General features: G+C 59.8%; 15 protein-coding genes. 4 read left to right on the forward strand and 11 right to left on the reverse strand.

Translation table 11 applies throughout. The annotated features are described in order from the left end of the window. Nucleotides 1–39 precede the first annotated feature (39 nt). Entirely contained in the window at nt 40–822 is a 783-nt protein-coding gene (locus HDE79_RS11605) for an alpha/beta hydrolase (RefSeq protein ID WP_184602150.1), read from the reverse strand. 134 nt (nt 823–956) lie between these two features. On the opposite strand from HDE79_RS11605, the gene HDE79_RS11610 reads away from it, so the two are divergent. After that, nucleotides 957–1,805 (forward strand): LysR substrate-binding domain-containing protein, encoded by an 849-nt coding sequence (locus HDE79_RS11610; protein ID WP_184602151.1) that lies wholly within the window; start codon nt 957–959, stop codon nt 1,803–1,805. Nucleotides 1,806–1,825: 20 nt separating this feature from the next. Here HDE79_RS11610 and HDE79_RS11615 read toward each other — a convergent pair whose 3' ends face one another. The 6 genes from HDE79_RS11615 to HDE79_RS11640 form a co-directional block, all read right to left on the reverse strand. Continuing rightward, complete coding sequence (locus HDE79_RS11615) at nt 1,826–3,745, reverse strand: AI-2E family transporter (protein ID WP_184602152.1); 1,920 nt, start codon at nt 3,743–3,745, stop codon at nt 1,826–1,828. A gap of 171 nt (nt 3,746–3,916) precedes the next feature. Continuing rightward, nucleotides 3,917–5,413, reverse strand: a complete 1,497-nt coding sequence (locus tag HDE79_RS11620; protein ID WP_184602153.1) for an efflux transporter outer membrane subunit — start codon at nt 5,411–5,413, stop codon at nt 3,917–3,919. Continuing rightward, nucleotides 5,410–6,432, reverse strand: a complete 1,023-nt coding sequence (locus HDE79_RS11625; RefSeq protein WP_184602154.1) for an HlyD family secretion protein — start codon at nt 6,430–6,432, stop codon at nt 5,410–5,412. Before HDE79_RS11625 ends, HDE79_RS11620 begins: the two co-directional genes overlap by 4 nt. Nucleotides 6,433–6,442: 10 nt before the next feature. Continuing rightward, a complete protein-coding gene (locus HDE79_RS11630) occupies nt 6,443–6,640 on the reverse strand; it encodes a DUF1656 domain-containing protein (RefSeq protein ID WP_184602155.1) in 198 nt (65 codons plus the stop codon). Beyond that, on the reverse strand, nt 6,630–8,750 hold the full coding sequence (locus HDE79_RS11635; RefSeq protein WP_184602156.1) for an FUSC family protein: 2,121 nt from the start codon (nt 8,748–8,750) through the stop codon (nt 6,630–6,632). Before HDE79_RS11635 ends, HDE79_RS11630 begins: the two co-directional genes overlap by 11 nt. A gap of 31 nt (nt 8,751–8,781) precedes the next feature. Further along, nucleotides 8,782–9,273, reverse strand: a complete 492-nt coding sequence (locus tag HDE79_RS11640) for a MarR family transcriptional regulator (protein ID WP_184602157.1) — start codon at nt 9,271–9,273, stop codon at nt 8,782–8,784. Between the two features lie 249 nt (nt 9,274–9,522). On the opposite strand from HDE79_RS11640, the gene HDE79_RS11645 reads away from it, so the two are divergent. Then, complete coding sequence (locus HDE79_RS11645; protein WP_184602158.1) at nt 9,523–11,823, forward strand: FdhF/YdeP family oxidoreductase; 2,301 nt, start codon at nt 9,523–9,525, stop codon at nt 11,821–11,823. 33 nt (nt 11,824–11,856) lie between these two features. Here HDE79_RS11645 and HDE79_RS11650 read toward each other — a convergent pair whose 3' ends face one another. Further along, nucleotides 11,857–12,540 carry a metal ABC transporter permease gene (locus tag HDE79_RS11650; protein ID WP_184602159.1) on the reverse strand — a complete coding sequence of 228 codons (684 nt, stop codon included), beginning with the start codon at nt 12,538–12,540 and terminating at the stop codon, nt 11,857–11,859. Between the two features lie 246 nt (nt 12,541–12,786). Here HDE79_RS11650 and HDE79_RS11655 point away from each other — a divergent pair, with 246 nt between their 5' ends. Then, complete coding sequence (locus HDE79_RS11655) at nt 12,787–13,314, forward strand: GNAT family N-acetyltransferase (RefSeq protein ID WP_184602160.1); 528 nt, start codon at nt 12,787–12,789, stop codon at nt 13,312–13,314. 38 nt (nt 13,315–13,352) lie between these two features. On the opposite strand, the gene HDE79_RS11660 is transcribed toward HDE79_RS11655, so the two are convergent. Beyond that, nucleotides 13,353–14,939 (reverse strand): FAD-dependent oxidoreductase, encoded by a 1,587-nt coding sequence (locus tag HDE79_RS11660; protein WP_184602161.1) that lies wholly within the window; start codon nt 14,937–14,939, stop codon nt 13,353–13,355. Between the two features lie 286 nt (nt 14,940–15,225). Here HDE79_RS11660 and HDE79_RS11665 point away from each other — a divergent pair, with 286 nt between their 5' ends. Continuing rightward, nucleotides 15,226–15,765 (forward strand): DUF2058 domain-containing protein, encoded by a 540-nt coding sequence (locus HDE79_RS11665; RefSeq protein ID WP_184602162.1) that lies wholly within the window; start codon nt 15,226–15,228, stop codon nt 15,763–15,765. 43 nt (nt 15,766–15,808) lie between these two features. On the opposite strand, the gene HDE79_RS11670 is transcribed toward HDE79_RS11665, so the two are convergent. Then, nucleotides 15,809–16,153 (reverse strand): hypothetical protein, encoded by a 345-nt coding sequence (locus HDE79_RS11670; protein ID WP_184602163.1) that lies wholly within the window; start codon nt 16,151–16,153, stop codon nt 15,809–15,811. Between the two features lie 24 nt (nt 16,154–16,177). Then, nucleotides 16,178–17,443 carry a molybdopterin molybdotransferase MoeA gene (locus HDE79_RS11675; protein ID WP_184602164.1) on the reverse strand — a complete coding sequence of 422 codons (1,266 nt, stop codon included), beginning with the start codon at nt 17,441–17,443 and terminating at the stop codon, nt 16,178–16,180. Nucleotides 17,444–17,729: the final 286 nt, after the last annotated feature.

A 17,729-nucleotide genomic window follows, 5' to 3' on the forward strand; every position in this document is an offset into this window, starting at 1 on the left:
CAAGCGCGCCGTTACCCATTCCGGCGCGCGTCGATCGTTTTATGGAACGGCGTGGGTCGCCGCTTGTTCAATCAAGGCGGCTACTTCTTTGGGGTGCGACTCATAAACCGAATGGCTGGCTCCCTGCACTTCAATCGTGTGGCTGTGGGCGCGCTTGGCGTACATCCGCTCAAGATCAGGATTGATGATGTGATCGGACGTCGCTACGGCGTACCAGCTCGGTTTTGTTTTCCAGGCAGGCTGACCGGCCGGTGAGTTGAATACGGATGCCGCGGTCAATTCCTGCGCATTCGCCTCGAACTGGGCCTGTTTCAGCGGCAGATCCGCAGCAAAGTCTGCCGGATAACGCGCCAGGTCGAGATACAGAAAGCCATCGGCAGTCTTCTTGACGTCGTTGGTTTTGCTGATGGCATTGGGGAAAAGCTTGCCATTGGCAACCTCGGTTTCACCTTGGTCGAGCGCATGTGCGGCGATGTAAACCAGACCTACGACTTTCGAATCGTTGCCGACATCGGTAATGATCGCGCCACCATAGCTGTGGCCCACGAGAATGGTCGGACCATCCTGCATGTCGACAATCCGTTTTACGGCGGTTACGTCATCGCCAAATGACGTCAGCGGATGCTCCGCAACCGACACGTGGTAGCCATCCTTTACCAGAATGTCGTAGACCGGCTTCCAACCATTGCCGTTGACCCATGCGCCATGCACGAGAACGATATTGTGCACCGGTGTTGCTGCCATCGCCTGGCCGGTCAATGCGCTCATGCCCAGCGTCAACGCTGCGGATAGAAAAATGCTCTTTTTGCTTTTGATCTTCATCATCGTGTCCTTGGGGGATGTAGGGAGTTATCGTTTAGACTGCCGGCGGTCCATATTCATCAGGCGAATCGATCGTAACTCCTGCGACTCAGTCGATTTATGAAGTTATCAGAAGCGATTCAGAGGGATTTCCAATGCGACCATTACCCTCCGAGCTTCTCCGCAGCTTTGTCGTCGTCGCCCAGACCGGCAGTTTCACCGTCGCCTCGGAACAAGTAAGCCTTTCGCAGTCCACGGTCAGCCAGCACATCCGTCGGCTTGAAGATCTTGTCGGCCAGCCACTGTTTGAACGGGATACTCGCAACGTGCGCCTGTCGCCTCAAGGCGAGACCTTGCATCGTTACGCAGAAAGAATTCTTTCGCTGATGGATGAGGCGATGACAAGCCTCTGCGGGCCACCGCTGAATGGCACCGTGCGCGTCGGCCTTCCCGAAGATTTCGCCTCCACTCGTCTGACGACAGCGCTGGCCAGTTTCGTGCAGCGTAATCCCGAGGTCGAACTGATCATCAGTACGGGCATGAGTGGTGATCTGTTTCGTGAACTCGACGAAGGTCGGCACGATCTGGTTTTTGCCAAACGTCTCAGCGGCAGCCAGCGCGGCACGGTCGTCCGCACGGAACCTTTGTATTGGTGCGGGAGCCCTACTTCACCATTGAACGGTGGCGAATCGATCATACCGCTGGCCGTGCATCCCGAGCCGAGCATCGCCCGCCGTCGCATTTTCGAGGCTTTGAAGGCTGTCAATCGACCGTACCGGCTTGCCATCGTCAGCAGCAACGTCATGGTGATCCAGGCGGCGGTCATGGCGGGGCTCGGCATCAGTGCATTTGCGGGCTATGTCATTCCGGAAGGTCTGGTACGTCTTGATCAAGGCCTGCCCGAACTTGGCGTTCTGGAATATGTGATCGACCGGCAGCCATCGGTATCGCAAGCCGCATTGGCACTGGAGATGGTCCTCACCGATGCTGCCAACGAACTCTGATGGATCGCTAGCCAGCTCACTCAGGATTGGGTGCTTTTTCCGCCGCCGGGAAACCGGGCAATGGCCTGCTGTGCGGCTTCTTCCAGCGAGTTCACCACTTGGTTGACGCCGGGGTCGGGAAGCGTGATTTCCGGCAGCGCCAGCAACGCAGGCAACAGGACGGCAAGAATGCATGCGTCAGAAAACCGGCGACGCATTTCGCTGGCCACCGTCGCGCTGTTTTCCCTTTCCTTGCCGGGTGCCGCACTGACGATATAGACCATCGAGATGCCGTCACGTGTGACCTCAAGCGGCGGATCGGCTTCAATCGCTTCGATATCCTGGATCGACAGGTGACGTGCATCGATATTCAGATCACGCAGGATACGTGCGAGAATTTCAGTAGCCAGATCATCGCCAATCGTGCCGAGGCCCGTGCACAAGACTACCGATCGCGGCGCCACTACCAGCGGACCCTGCCAGCGTCCGCTGACGCTTTCGCGCCGCTGACGAAGGACCTGACCGATACTCGATCCCTCGAGCACCGATGCGGAACGACGCCAACTCGAATGCCTGCGTCCATGACTACCGAGTGATTCGATCACTCGCACAATGGCGCTGCGAACGATGACCTGCTGCTCCGGATTGATCAGGCCATTCACCAGGTCGATGCGGGTGAGCTGCAGCGCCGGCAGCAGCACGGCATCACAGTAAGCCGCGAAGGATTTTCGCTTCAGAAAAACGCGCGCACTGGCGATGATTTCATCGGAGTCGCCCGAAATCGCACGCTGGTAAAAGCGCTGCGGCATGGTGAGCGCAGGCAAGTCGCCAAGCAGGATATCCAGCAGGTTGAGCGCTTTGACATGCCGCCCGGCGACGACCAGACACAGCGTCAACGGCGTCGACATGATCAGTCCGACCGGCCCCCACAACCAACTCCAGAAAATCGCAGCGACCACCACCGCCAACGGCGACAACCCGGTGGTGTGGCCATATAGCTGCGGCTCCACCAGTTGCCCAACCACCGTTTCGACCACCATATATAGACCGATCGTCATCAGCATCAATGACCAGCCGGGATCGACTGCGGCCGCGAGCAGAGTGGCGAGAATCGCCGCCAGCCAAACACCTACATAAGGCACGAAACGCAGAATCGCGGTAAGAGTGGCCCATAACGGCGCATTGGGTACACCGATGATCACCAGACCGAGCCAGATCACCACACCGACACCAAAGTTGACCGCAAACTGCGAAACGAAAAATCGCGAGAGGCGCTCACCGGCATCGTTGATCGCTTCCGTCGTGGCGCGCAAATCCGACCCACCTGCCAGGCGGATGAAGCGATCCCGCAACGACTCGTGCTCCAGCAATACGAAGATCAGCACCACAAGCACGATGCCAGCCGTCTGCAGCGGTGGCCATATCGATGAAAAAATGCGGCCGACCACGCCCATCGGGCTGGGCGGTGCGGTTCGGATTTCCACCGGCACGACACTGGTGGAGGCCTTCAGATTTTGCTGTGCGTCGGCAGGCTCATTCGCTAGTTCTGCCGTACGGTCACCAAACTGATTCAGTACGCGACCCGCTTCATCCTGCATCGCTTCGAGGCGACCCGCCGTCAGCTTGCTCAAGGCATCGATCTTGTTATGGACCGTCGCCTCGTACTGCGGCAGGCTGGTGGCCATGTGCGCGACCTGCGAGCCGATTATCGTCGACAAGCCCACCAGGAACATCACCAACGCCAGCACTGCGATCAGTACGGACGGCGCATGACCCAGCCCGATCTTGCGTAACCAGCGCACCGGCGGCGCCACGAGCAAACTCAGGATCAGGGCCAGCGTGATCGGCACCAGCACTTCCCTGCCGAGATACAGCAACGCCAGCACGGTGGCACTGGTGATGATCGCTATCGCCCGTGAATGCGCGGGCGGTGCGGGAAGTGGATCTGATGCAGGCGGCATGCACGGGCTCCTGATCGTTGAAGATTCAAAAACGGCTGATCAGGTTGCTACCTTACAAGCTACAAGGCCTGGAAACCGCAGAGCCGTCCAAAGAAATCCACCGCCAGTCTTGAATGCCTATTCACCGCCCTCTCCATCGCCCGCTGCTAGGCCGATCGCGCAGCCATGCGCTTATCGAGACACCTGCCCTGCCTCCGCTACATGATCCGGATCGACTGAGTCGCCGACGCCATAGCCGCCACCCAGTGCCTCGATGAGCTGGATGGAAATATCGGCCTGCTGGCTTTCCAGCGCTGCAGTACGCTGATCGGTCAGCAGCAACTGCTGACGGCTGATCAGGGGTACGAGTGGACCGCTGACACCACCTTTGTAAGCAGTCATCGCCTGCTCCCAACTTTTTTGGGCATCCAGCTGCGCACGTTTCTCCAGATCGATCTGGGTTCGCACCGATTTCAATGCAGAGACCTGATCCGATACGTCATTGAGCGCGGCAACGAGAAGCGTGTTGTAGCGTGCTACCGACTGATCGTAGACCGAGTCAGTGGCGGCAAGCTTGGCACGCAGTCGGCCGCCGTCGAAGATCGGCAGGCTGAGTGCCGGACCAATGCTGAAGGTCCGTGCCGGCAACTGAAAGACATTCGTGCTGTCGCCGACAGCGACCACACCGGCCATCGCGCTGAGGCTGATATTGGGAAGAAACTCCGTCTTCGTCGCCTTGATGTCTTTCGCCGCGGCTTCGACCTGCCAGCGCGCGGCCACCAGATCGGCGCGACGCCCCAGCAAGCCCACCGACAGCTGATCCGGTAAGGCGACCATGCTCTGATCGAGCAGGTGCGGTCGCGTGATGGCGAGGCCCCGATCCGGACCCTGACCAAGCAGCACGGACAGACTGCTGCGCGCCGCATCGATGGCACGATCGGCCTGCACCCTCTGCTGTTCGGCACTCGCCACCTGCGAATCGGCCAGATACGCCTGCTGCGTCGTACCCAGGCCGCCCTCAATCAACCGACGGGTCAACGCGAGCGATTTACTGGCGCGCTGCTGTTCGGCATCGGCCACGTCGCGCTGGGCAAATGCATAGCCCAGCCGCACATAGGCACGTGCCACGTTCACCGACAACTGGATGCGCGCCGCGTGCGCATCGATCTGCACTGCACGACTGCGGCCCAACGCAGCCTCCCAGGCATCGCGTTTGCCACCCCAGAGATCCAGATCCCACGAGAATCCCGCCGTCACCGACTTGCCCCAGGCGAAGGATCCCAGTGCATATTCGGGATAGACCGGATCCTTGCTGGAGAGCCGTGCTCCTACGGCGCTGGCGCTCAGATCTGCCTGCGGATCACGGGCGGCTTTCAGGCTGTCGGCCACGGCCTGTGCCTGTCTGGCGCGCGCTTCGGCATCGGCGAGTGTGGGGTTGTTCTTCAACGCCTCGGCGATGAGTGTATTGAGCTGCGAATCGCCGAAGCCGACCCACCAATCTTGCGCTGGCCACGCGGTCGGACTGAGTGGTACCTGGGCCAGGCTACGCTCAGTTTTTAGGCTGGCGGAATCAGTCATCGCGCCCGTCGTATGCAGTCCGCCGCTACTGACACAGCCGGCTAGCGCAATGCTGAGCACGAGCATTGCGGTGCGGAAAAACTTTCGTGATTTGATGTCATGGACACTCATGGCGATGCCACTACGGCAGTGTCGGCGCTATGCGGATGCACGATCAAGGTGGCGGTCATGCCCGCGGCGAGAACGGTTCCCGCCGGCATATGGTCGGTATCGATATCCACGCGCACCGGCACACGCTGAGCGAGTCGCACCCAGTTGAAGGTCGGGTTCACATCGGACAGGAGATCAGAACCGGTGGGATTGGCAGCATCGGTAATACCACGGGCAATGCTTTGCACCGTTCCGTGCAGATGCACACCGCCGCTCATCAGACGGATATCGACTGAATCGTGGACATGCACCTGCGGTAGCTTGGTTTCCTCGAAATAGCCGTAGACCCAGTAGGAGTGGCTGTCGATCAGTGCGAGGCGTGGCACGCCGACGCTGGCATAGTCGCCGACGCGTATGGCGAGGTTGGTGATGTATCCGTCGGTTGGCGCGCGTACTTCGGTTCGATCCAGGTTGAGCTGCGCGGCAGCCAACGCCACCTTCGCCTGGGTTACTGAGGCCTGCGCCTGCTGCTGACTGGCCAAGGCCTGATCCATGCCAGCTTGCGCGCGGTTGAACCCGGCACGTGCCGTGGCAGCGGCGGATTTGGCATCGGCGCGGTCTTCATCGGATACCACATCGTTCAACTTTTGCCGACGGTTGGATTGCTCGGACGCCATGTCGTAGCTCGACTTGCTTTGTGCTGCGCCAGCCGATGCCGCCTCCACACCGGCCTGGGCGGCACGCGCCACGGCCTGTGCCGCACCGACGTTGGCATTGGCCAGGTCAAACGCATTCTGATAACGCGCACGGTCGATCACAAACAGCAGCTGGTCCTTCTTGACCGTCTGGTTATCGATGACGTTGACCTGCGTCACCAGTCCGGACACGTCGGGCGCTATACGCACGATCTCGGCGCGTACGCGGCCATCGCGCGTCCACGGCGAGTACATATAGTGTTTCCATAGCGCGTGCGCGACGAGTACTGCGACAAGCACGACAACGAAAGTCACAGCAAAACGAATCAGTGTGGCAATTTTCATGGCATCACTCTCAGAACAGGAGCAGCGCAGCGCTGCCAAAGACACAGACAAACAAGGCCAGCCGAAACAGCGGTGGCTGCCAGACCAGGCGATAGAGTCCAAAGTGGCCGGCCAGCCAGTCGAACAGCCAGAGCAGCGCCAGTGAGAACACAAACAGCACCAGCAGGCCTGGCACCAGCGCATCACCCAGGGCAATTTCACGAGGCATCAGCGATCTCCTTGGGAGCCGGTGCAACCGGCCTGATGTGATCGGGCATGTAATCAGCGAGCACGGACTCACCATCCAGCAAGGCGAGCCGGATCAGGTGCAGATGATCGAGCAGTGGACGCGCGCTTGCTTCACTGTCAGCCATGTCGATAGCGGCAGCCACGGCATCGCGCGTGCGTGCATACCCAGCGCTATCCGGATGCTCATAAAAACGGGCCAATGCGTTGATCGCCTGATTGACACATCGATCAACTTCGGCAGGCACGGGATGGCTGCCCATATCCTGGCGCAGTTCGATCAGGGCTCGGCCGGTTTCATGCACGGCCAGGGTCCATGCAATCAATGCACGGGAGTCCGCGCTGCCGGGCTCGGTCTGCGCAACAACCTGGCTGAAGAGATCGTGGTTGACGCTCTCGAAGCGATGGCGCAGTCCGGCAAGCGGCGCTTCTGCCGCCAGCGTCACCTGTCGGCGCAACCGTTCAAGCTGGCGTCGACGCAGCCAGTGGCTACCGATCGCCGGAGGGACCACGATGAAAGCGAGCGACGCTGCACTCACACCGATGATTTGCGCAATGGTGTCATTGATGAAGTTGGCGGGGTCGAACACCATCGGATTCTTCAGCGCCAGGATGTAGACAAAGCCCATGGAATAACCCAGCCCATAGCTGGCAATCGACGGCCGCATGAGCATCGCCAAGCCCACCATCAAGAATGGTGCCGAGCCCGCAACAAGCAACATATAGCCTTCCATTTTCGTCAGGACAAAAAACACGCATACAAAGCCCGCAACCATGCCTGTGGCATAGCCCATCAGCACCGATCGGGTGACTCGCGCCGGATTGGGTGCCGTGGCAAACAGGCCAGCAAAAATGGTGGCGATGAGCATGGCGCTCGCACCCATCGGCCATGCCGAGTAGATCCAGAAAGCACCCAGCACCAGCATGGTCAGCGTGGTACGGAATACGGCCAGTCCAGCGCTGGCAAAATCGTTGCCACGTTCAAAACGCACGCGCTCGGGCGAGCGCAGGATCAGGCGCGGCGCCTGCAGCGATGCCGCCGTTTCCACGTAGGCATGCAGTTCATCGGCAAAACGGTTCAACAAGGTGGCGCCGGTATCGAAATCGCGCAACGCGGCAGCGTCGGTCAAACTCTGGCGCAGCGCCTGCGCCTTCTTCTGCATGGTTTGCCGCGCCTCGACCAGACGCGGCAGTAATACGTAGGAAGCGGCACCGGCCTCGATCGGCGCATCGAGCGCCTTTCCAATCGGCGCGTAAAGTGCGATCAGTGCTTTTGCCGACGCCTCATGGCCATTGCGCTGCAGTCGATTGATCAGGTGATGCAGCGACTGAAAGCTTGTCGAGGCAGCCATGAAGCGCTGATTGAACAGTTGCAGATGACCACTGCGCGCGCGCGCTTCGGCGTCTTCAAAAATTACCGAGCTGCGCAGGTCTTCCAAAGTCACCGCATCACGCACGAAGCGCAGGTGTGCGTTTTCCATGGCATTACGCGCAATGGTGCCGCCAGTGCTACCCTGGACAAAACCGATGAAGTGGGCGAACTGCGCGCGTGCGCTACGCCGCAGCACGTCGCGCATGCGGCTGGGCAAAACGACATCATTCACCACGCCGCTGACCAGCAGGCCAAGCAATACTTCGCTGATACGCGCCACGGCGGAATCAAACACGCCCGGCGGATTATTGATGACCGGAACGGCAATGATCGCTGCCGTATAGCCGCCCAACACAAACGCATACGACTTGAAGTTGCGATACAGCGTGGCACCGCCTGCGCAAACACCGATCCACAGCGACAGCGCCAACAGAAACAGTTCACGCTGCTGCGGGAACAAAGCCACAATGACAAACGCAGCCGCCGCACCGGCCAGCGTGCCGATGCCGCGATAAAAACTCTTGGCCAGTACCATGCCCGACTGCCGGTTGGCGACGATGATCACGGTGAGCATGGCGCTCGACGGCTGTGGCAGCGAAAAGCGCATCGCCAGCCAGCCCGTCAGGTAATAAGCCAGCAGCGTCTTGAACACGAACAACCATACGCCAGCTTCATCGCGCAACGTGTCGACAACGACGGTGCGCGTTGTCGGTGCAGTCATGGTGGTGGGGTTTGCTGACATCCGATGTGCCTTAGCTGGTCAGGCCGTTCAACATCTTTTTCAGCAGCTTCTCCAACTGCTTTTGCTCGATCGCACTCAAATCACGGCCCTGGCGTTCCAGCAGGCCGCAGACATCAGGAAGAAAGCTGTTGATCAAGGCCAGGCCGGCCGGTGTCAGGCTCAACTCGACCTTGCGGCGATCGCCAGCACTGCTGGCGCGGGCAATCAGATCCTTTTCGCAAAGCTCGTTGGTCAGGCGTGTGATGTTGGCCGATTTCTCCCCCGCCGCTTCAGCCAATTCCGACGGTAGCATCGTGCCGCTTTCGGTGCCGTAAATCATCATCAGCAGGTTATATTCGGGGTGATTGATGCCATAGGGCTTGAGCAACGCATTGACGTCATCGTGCAAAGCTTTATGAATGTGCTTGATCAGCCGTGCCAGCACGCCGGGACCCATCGGGAAACGTGGATACCGCTTGCAGGTAATGACAAGCCGCTGTTCGGTCGGTGCAAAGCTGCTCACTGGCGGCATCCTTTATTTCAAGTGAATATAGTTTATATATGTAATATATGTTTGTAAACATATTCGCCCGCATGAATACTTTATGCCGGATTCGACGAGGCGACGCTGACGCAGGGCACGAAGAAGATGAGTAGCTCGCTGGCTGCGGACATCCGTTGAGCAAACGATATTCCGCGCATGTCGTACCATGTGTGCATATGCAGCAATTCGCACTGTCGACACGTTTTGCATCGAACAAGGTGACATTCCATGAATGACAAAAAGGTTCCCGGTGTTGGCGAATACGACGGCCCTGCCGGTGGCTGGGGCGCGCTGCGCGCGGTAGCCGGCGCCATCAGCAAGCAGATGGCCGTGGTTCGCGAAACCTCGGCCATGCGCCGGATGAACCAGCCGAACGGTTTTGATTGCCCCGGCTGCGCGTGGCCTGACCCGAAGCACACCTCGTCATTCGAATTTTGCGAAAACGGTGCCAAGGCAGTGAGCTGGGAAGCCACTTCAAAGCGTGCGACGCCCGAGTTTTTTGCCAAGCATACGATCAGCGAACTCTGGAACTGGCACGACCACGCGCTGGAAGATGAAGGCCGTCTTACCCATCCGATGGCTTACGACAAAGCCAGCGATACCTTCGTCGAAGTTTCATGGGAAGAAGCCATGCAACGCATCGGCGTCGGCCTGCGAGCCCTGCCCGATCCGAACATGGCCGAGTTCTACACCTCGGGCCGCGCGTCGAACGAGGCGGCATTTCTGTATCAGCTATTTGCGCGGGAGTACGGCACCAACAATTTTCCCGACTGCTCCAACATGTGCCACGAAGCGACCAGCGTGGGCCTGCCGATGTCGATCGGCGTCGGCAAGGGCACGGTATCGCTGGAAGATTTCGACCACTGCGACGCGCTGTTCTCGATCGGTCACAACCCGGGCACCAACCATCCACGCATGTTGGGTACCTTGCGCGAAGTCGCGCAGCGCGGAGTACCAATCATCGTGTTCAATCCGCTGCCTGAGCGCGGCCTGGAACGTTTTGTCTCGCCACAGAGCCCGGCTGAAATGCTCACCGGCAACGCCACCCAGCTCGCCACCACCTACTACAAGGTCAAGGTCGGCGGCGACGTGGCCGTGCTCAAGGGCATGATGAAATACGTGCTGGCCGCCGATGCAGCCGACCGCGTAGCCGGCGGACCCGGCAAGCTGGACGATGACTTTATCGCGCAGCACACCGTCGGCTTCGACACACTGGTGGACGATCTCAATGCCACGACATGGGAAACCATTGAGCGCAAGTCGGGTTTATCCCAAGCCGATATCGAAGCAGCGGCATCGGTTTACGTGAATGCCAAACGCGTAATCGTCTGCTACGGCATGGGCATCACCCAGCACAAGCACGGCACCGAGAACGTACATCACATCGCCAACCTGCTGTTGATGCGCGGCAATATGGGCCGCGAAGGTGCAGGTATCTGTCCGCTGCGCGGGCACTCCAACGTGCAGGGCGATCGCACGGTGGGCATTACTGAAAAGCCCAACGAGGACTTGCTCAACGGCATCAGGAATCGCTTCGGCTTCACGCCGCCGAGCGCGCATGGGCACGATGCAGTGGACGCGGTCAAGGCGATCCGTGATGGTCGCTCCAAGGTGCTGATCTGCCTTGGTGGCAATCTGGCCGTGGCGATGTCCGATCCCGAGGCCACCTTTGCCGCAATGGCCAAGCTCGATATGGCTGTCCATATCGCAACCAAACTCAACCGCTCGCACCTGATCCTGGCGCGCGAGTCGATCATCCTGCCGTGCCTTGGCCGCACCGAACTGGATCTGCAAGCTGGTGGCTTTCAGTCGGTGACGGTGGAAGATTCGATGTCGATGGTGCATGCCTCGCAGGGGCGACTGAAACCGGCCGGTCAAATGCTGCGCTCTGAGCCTGCCATCATCGCGATGATGGCGAAGGCCACGCTGCCGGACACCAGAGTCGAGTGGCAGGCGATGGTCGACGACTACGACCTGATTCGCGACGGCATCGAAGCGGTATTCCCGATCTTCAAGAACTTCAATGAACGCGTGCGCAAACCCGGTGGGTTTCGGCTATATATCGCCGCCTGCGAACGCGTCTGGGCCACACCCGACAAGCGTGCGCACTTCCTTATCGGCAAGGGCCTGGATGAGGACGGTCCAGAACCGAAAGATGCGCTAACGCTCACCACCATCCGTTCGCACGATCAGTACAACACCACGATCTATGGCATGGACGACCGCTACCGCGGCATTACCGGCCGGAGGGATGTGATCTTTATTCACCCCAGCGACCTGGCTGCCCGCGGCCTGCAACACGGCGACCGCATCGACGTCGAAACGGTTGCCAGTCAAGCCAACGGCAGTGACCCGCGGGCGGTGCGCGGCTACACCGCCGTGGCCTACGACATTGCCAAAGGCTCCGTGGCAATGTACTACCCGGAAGGCAATTCACTGGTTGCGCTGGAAAACCATGACGAGCGTTCCGGTACGCCGTCATACAAGTCGGTACCGGTGAAAATCGTGGCAGCCAAGCGAGCCGCCTAAAGCCGCCGATCGGCCGAGACCAAGGTCATTCCATTACATCGGCGGCACGGTACCGTTGAGGCCAACGGCAACCAGTCCGGCATTCACCGGGCTACCCGGTTTGCCGACCACGAATACGTGTGCACCTTTGACGATGGCGGTCTTGTCGACCGGCTGGAAGGTCACGACTGGCACGTTGGCCGGCACATTGATGGTTTTTTCGCCCTTGCCGTAATCGACAACCAGGGTGCGTGCTCCGCTGCCGGACGACGTCTTTACGGTGCCGTTGGTCATCGCCGACATGGTGCCGCCATGGTTCATCTTCTTCACGGTGCCATTGGTCATGGCGGAAGCCGTGCCGCCCTTGGCCGGAAGATCCCAGGCATAGTCTCCAAGGCCAGTACCCTTCATCGCATCGGGGAACACCACCACCTCAAGCGCGCGGGCGCCAGAAGCACCCGGGACGTTGGCCGTACCGATGAAGGTGCCCGCCTTGATGGCGTCCAGACTGCTCGGCACGATGCCGGTTACCCTGGTTTCTGCCGCAATGGCAATGATCTGCGGGCCAGTGGAGGTCTGTACGGTAAAACCGGTGCTGCTCACATCGAGCACGGTGCCGCGGATATGCACCGGTGTAGCCGGCTGATCGGCAGCAACCGCCGGCACGATCGCCACGACCGAAAGACCGGTTGCCATCGCGATAAGCATCGCCTTGCGCTTGAGGGTAATCATGTTCATGTGTCTGTCCTTGGTTGGGAAGTGGATTTGCGATTAACAATCCTGCCAATGGCATTCGTTCCCGACCGCCAAATGGTTACATGCTTGTCGATAGGTATAAGTAACGGCGTGCTTCTTGCCCGGGCATCGTGAATCTTGGAATACAAAGCCGCGTGAATCGCTCTTGTCCAACCGCGCCGATGACGCCCCCTTGAAACTCGCGGGCATATCACGCAATTTATTTTCTGCCTACAAGAGTCAGCACCAATGTCCAGGATCGAAATCACGAGCTTGAGCGCGTCGCCGAAGATCGTCGACATGCTCAGCGAAATCATCGTCGAGGTAGTCACTAATGGCGGCTCAGTCAGCTTCATGCATCCGCTCGCCCCCGAAACGGCAAAAGCATTCTGGAACGACTCGCTGGCAGTCGCGGCCATAGGCAAACGCGTTGTGCTGGGTGCCTGGGATGGCGAGATGATCGTTGGCACGGTCACCGTGCTGCTCGACTGTCCGCCCAATCAGCCGCACCGGGCCGAAATCGCCAAGCTGATGACCCGGCTCAGCCATCGGGGTCAAGGAATAGCCGTTGCGCTGATGCATGCGGCCGAAGCCATGGCGATCCAAAACCACCGCAACCTGCTAGTGCTCGATACCGCCGTCGACGGCGGCGCATCAGCGTTGTACGACGGCCTTGGCTTCACTCTCGCCGGTGTAATCCCGGACTACGCTTTGAAACCACACGGCGGACTGACGGGCACGAAGATTTACTGGAAACATATCGGCGATCCGCTTTAGGCCATCGCTCGCGATCAGCCCGCACTAACACCGGTACTTCAACCAGCGATAAAATCAGCGGCCCGCTCGCCAATCATCGCGCTGGGCGCTTGCGTATTGCCCGATATCAGCGATGGCATGATCGACGCATCGGCTACGCGCAGATGGCTGACGCCACGCACACGCAATTGCGGATCGATCGGCGCGTTGGCATCGCTACCCATGCGGCAGGTGCCGACCGGGTGATAAATCGTATCGGCGTGATCACGAATGCTTTGCCGCAGCAGGTTTTCGTCCGTACTGTCCGCATTGTAATACGTCTTGCCCGCATAGCGCGCAAACGCGGGCGCCGCGAGAATGTCCTGGGCGATGCGCACGCCGGCCAGCAGCGTATCCAGATCACCGGGATGCGAGAGATAGCCTGGATCGATCATCGGCGCCTTGTGGATATCGTTTGAAGCCAGTCGCACGACACCGCGGCTTTCCGGCCGCAGATTGCAGACATGCAGGCTCAGACCACGCGTCATGTGCATCTTGCGATTGTGGTTGTCGACGATGCCGATGCACAGATGCAGTTGGATGTCCGGACGATCCAGTTCTTTGCGCGTTTTCACAAAGCCGCCCGCCTCGGCCACGTTGCTGGTGAGCATGCCGGTGCCGCTCTTGTACGGCTTGATTGCACGAATCACCTGCGGAATAACCGAGGGCACGATTCCGAGCAACTCTCGATCGTTGATTGCACGGCAGATAGTGAAATCCAGATGGTCCTGCAGATTGCCACCCACCTCGGGGCTGTCATGGAGTACCTCGATACCCATCGCACGCAGATGATCGGCCGGCCCGATACCGGACATCATCAGCAACTGCGGCGTACCGAAAGCGCCCGCGGACAAGACCACTTCGGCGCGCGCGGCAAACGCCTTGCCATCGACGCAGCGAATGCCGGTGGCACGTCCCTGCTCGATCAGTACCCGCTCCACCTGGGTGGTAGCGATGACCGTGAGATTCTTCGGCGCCAGACCGCCGATATAAGCACGCGCTGCGTTGTAGCGGCTGCCCTGCTTCTGGAAAACCTGATACTGCCCCACGCCTTCCTGCGTCGAGCCGTTGAAATCCGGATTTAACCGATGCCCGCATTGCTCAGCGGCTTTGACAAACAGGCGCGCGCATTCACTCGGACTGGCAAGATCGGCGACGTTGAGCGGTCCACCTGTCGCATGCCAGTCACTGGCACCGCGCTCATTGTTTTCGGCACGCAGAAAATACGGGAACACGTCACGCCACGACCAGCCGGTGGCGCCGGCGTTTGCCCAGTCGTCGTAGTCCTCGTGCTGACCGCGCATATAGATCATCGCGTTGATCAGGCTGGAGCCACCGACACCGCGGCCACGCGGTTGCACACCGCGGCGACCACCAAGGCCCGGTTGCGGCACCGTGCGATAGGAATAATTTCGCGGATTCTGGAACGGCACCAGACCGGCCACACCCAGCGGCACATCCGACAAAACGCCGCTCTTGGCCGGCCCGGTTTCCAGCAGCAGCACCGTGCTGTCCGGGCGGGCTGTTGCCAACCTCGCTGCCGTAGCGCAACCCGCCGGTCCCGCACCCACAATGATGTAATCAAACGTGGCAGTAACAGATGACATGGCTGAGCCTTTGATGAGCGCTGCGGCCAATGGCCACGCGACATAGCACGGACGGGCGGATAGGCCGGACGCTAGCACACGCTTCTGGCGATTCCACGCTTCGTTGCAGCATGAAAGCGGCTGGTGAAAACCGGGCGGCTCGGCAGTCCGAAAGAAGGAGCGATGCGCGATATCTGTTGCCTTCTGCTCGTCCATCGGTAGATGGGGACCTGCGCTGACTGGTGAATCGGCACAGCGGCGTTACAATCGTGCACTGCGATTTCGCCAAGCCACTCAATCGATCCTCATGCGCAATCCTCTGCAAGAACAATTGCTCAAAGCGGGCCTGGTCAACAAGACCAAGGCGGCGCAGGTCGTGCGCGAGCAGACCAAGCAGCGGCACAGCAAGTCACCCACGGCGCCGGTCGATGAGCACGTCGATACCCAAAGGCTGCAGGCCGAGCGCGCCGAACGTGATCGTGCGCTGGCCGCCGAACGCAATGCGCAGACGCGCGCTAGCGAGCAGCGCGCGCAGGTTCGCCAGATCGTCGAGAGCCATAAAGTGAAGCGCGAAGGTGAAATTGCCTACCGCTTCGCCGACGGTGAGGCGATCAAAAGCGTTCTGGTCAACGAGCCTCTACGTGCCCAACTTGCCAGCGGTACGCTGGTGATCGTTCGTCATGACCAGGGTTACGAACTACTGCCTCGCTTGACGGCGGATAAAGTGTATGCACGCGATGCAGCAATGATCGTGCTTGATCATGACCGTCCAGACACGAGCCATGCCCAAAGCGATGACGATGAGTTCTACAAGAAGTTCGAAGTCCCGGACGATCTGATCTGGTAGTTGATTTCGCTTCATACCGGAAGGGAAAAGGCCGAGCGGGTTTTCAGGGCGACCTGCGCCGCCTCACGCTATCGCGCACATCCACGTCAAAAAGCAGCGTCAGTTCATCCTTGCCGTTGTTCGCTGGGAGTGTGAAGCGTAGTCCTTCCCGCGTCGGCAGACGATCGACATGTTCACGCACGGCGACTTGTGGCAACTCGATTCTCCAGGCGCCGGCCTGACCGGCAAACCTTGGCTCATCAGCGTCTATCAGTGCGAGTTCAAAGCCTATCGCAAACGCATCGGCGAAATAGCTGCGTGCATCGACAACGTCGCCGGCGAGCAGCTGCGCCAGCTCATCTTCATCGATACGCACTCGAAGATGCTGGCCCTCAATCTGCAGTTTCATAAAGACACTCCAACATGCGCGCGGTTATGGCGATGATCGGACGCGAGGCGGAGAATCCGCTTCGAGGCTGACAATCTCGACACGCGCTCCAGCAGGGCAATCGCCCGCATCCTCCGGCAAAACCACCCAGACGTCGGCATCGGCAAATGGACGAATCCGGAACGGCTGTTGTTGATTCGATATCGTGGCATGCAATTGGCCGTCCGAACCTTGGTGCAGGTTCGCGCGCAAAAAATGCCGCAGGCCGGCCTTGGGTTGCTGGGGCGTATCGAGTACGGCGAACAAAGCGTGTTCGCTGCCCTGCCCGGTCATGGCACGCATGACCGGCACCACGACGAAACGCATTCCCGCGGCGACAGCCATCGGCGTGCCTGGCAACGCAATGATCAATGGACCATTCGCCATTGCCGCGCACAGCAGCGGCTTGCCGGGGCGGATCGCGACCTTGTGGAACAACAGCTGCACATTGAAACGACGCAGTGTCTCAGGCACGAAATCATAGCGACCCATCGATACCGCGCCCGTACTGACGACCAGATCAACACTGGCATCGATCGCGCGCTGCAGGGCATCGGCAAAAGTGATCGCTGTGTCGTCCACCGTCTCGCAAAACAGCACCTGCGCACCGGCGGCGGCGAGTGCAGCACAAAGATACGGTCCGTTGGAATTATGGATGCGCTCGGCAGCCAGCGGTTGGGTCGCATCGGCCTGCAGCTCCTTGCCAGTGCAAATGATCGCCACACGCGGGCGCCGGACTACCTCCAGCGTCGAGATGCCCAGCGCAGCCAGCAGCATCACTTGCGCCGCTTCGATACGTCTCCCGGCCGCCATCACTTCCACACCAGGCGCAACATCGGAACCGGTGTAACGCACGTTATCGCCGGCATGCAATGGATCACGCAGGCGAATGCGTGCCGGCTTACCGTCCGCATGAGTGCCAAGACATTCGGTGCGCTCCAGTGCCACCACGGCATCGAGACCCTCATGCAGGCGCGCGCCGGTCATGATCTCGCAAGCATCTTGCTCGCCATCGACATGTTGCGCTTTGCCCGCAACATCACCGGCGGCTTGCGAACCATAGACGGCGTGCTCCGACCCTGCAGGCAACGGCTTGGCAGCGGAAAGAGCATAGCCATCCATCGCCGCGTGATCGAAAGAAGGCAGTGCGATGGGGCTTGTGACGACTCTGGCCAGCACGCGTCCAGTGGCTTCATCGAGCGCACACACTTCGGCCGGCAACCGACAAGTCTGCGCGAGAAGTAGTTCGAGGGCCTTGGCGTAGTCGATCATGAGAAGTGATGTATTGCCTGGCAACACGGTTGAGTAGGCCGTGAGTTTCGCACGGGCAGCAGAAGCGTCACCGCATCATCGGCGGATGGAGAGAAGACGAACCGGGCTTTTGACCATACCGGACTCGACAACCTCTGCTCGCGGGCCAGTGGCCGCTTTGCTACCCACGGCACCGCTTGTACCAACCACAGCCATATCACGTGAAATCGTTTTACTGCGTTGCAGCGTGATCCTTGCTACGTCGAACGTGCATGGTATGAGCATGGTGAAAGCAGCGCGTTAACCA

This window comes from Rhodanobacter sp. MP1X3 (genome assembly GCF_014207165.1).
In the GTDB taxonomy this organism is placed as follows: Bacteria; Pseudomonadota; Gammaproteobacteria; order Xanthomonadales; family Rhodanobacteraceae; genus Rhodanobacter.

Coding starts and splice junctions, on each gene's coding strand:
- HDE79_RS11645 (WP_184602158.1), top strand. CDS start 9,523: ATGAATGACAAAAAGGTTCCCGGTGTTGGCGAATACGACGGCCCTGCC.
- HDE79_RS11675 (WP_184602164.1), bottom strand. CDS start 17,443: ATGATCGACTACGCCAAGGCCCTCGAACTACTTCTCGCGCAGACTTGT.
- HDE79_RS11655 (WP_184602160.1), top strand. CDS start 12,787: ATGTCCAGGATCGAAATCACGAGCTTGAGCGCGTCGCCGAAGATCGTC.
- HDE79_RS11635 (WP_184602156.1), bottom strand. CDS start 8,750: ATGACTGCACCGACAACGCGCACCGTCGTTGTCGACACGTTGCGCGAT.
- HDE79_RS11615 (WP_184602152.1), bottom strand. CDS start 3,745: ATGCCGCCTGCATCAGATCCACTTCCCGCACCGCCCGCGCATTCACGG.
- HDE79_RS11630 (WP_184602155.1), bottom strand. CDS start 6,640: ATGCCTCGTGAAATTGCCCTGGGTGATGCGCTGGTGCCAGGCCTGCTG.
- HDE79_RS11625 (WP_184602154.1), bottom strand. CDS start 6,432: ATGAAAATTGCCACACTGATTCGTTTTGCTGTGACTTTCGTTGTCGTG.
- HDE79_RS11670 (WP_184602163.1), bottom strand. CDS start 16,153: ATGAAACTGCAGATTGAGGGCCAGCATCTTCGAGTGCGTATCGATGAA.
- HDE79_RS11650 (WP_184602159.1), bottom strand. CDS start 12,540: ATGAACATGATTACCCTCAAGCGCAAGGCGATGCTTATCGCGATGGCA.
- HDE79_RS11620 (WP_184602153.1), bottom strand. CDS start 5,413: ATGAGTGTCCATGACATCAAATCACGAAAGTTTTTCCGCACCGCAATG.
- HDE79_RS11665 (WP_184602162.1), top strand. CDS start 15,226: ATGCGCAATCCTCTGCAAGAACAATTGCTCAAAGCGGGCCTGGTCAAC.
- HDE79_RS11610 (WP_184602151.1), top strand. CDS start 957: ATGCGACCATTACCCTCCGAGCTTCTCCGCAGCTTTGTCGTCGTCGCC.
- HDE79_RS11660 (WP_184602161.1), bottom strand. CDS start 14,939: ATGTCATCTGTTACTGCCACGTTTGATTACATCATTGTGGGTGCGGGA.
- HDE79_RS11605 (WP_184602150.1), bottom strand. CDS start 822: ATGAAGATCAAAAGCAAAAAGAGCATTTTTCTATCCGCAGCGTTGACG.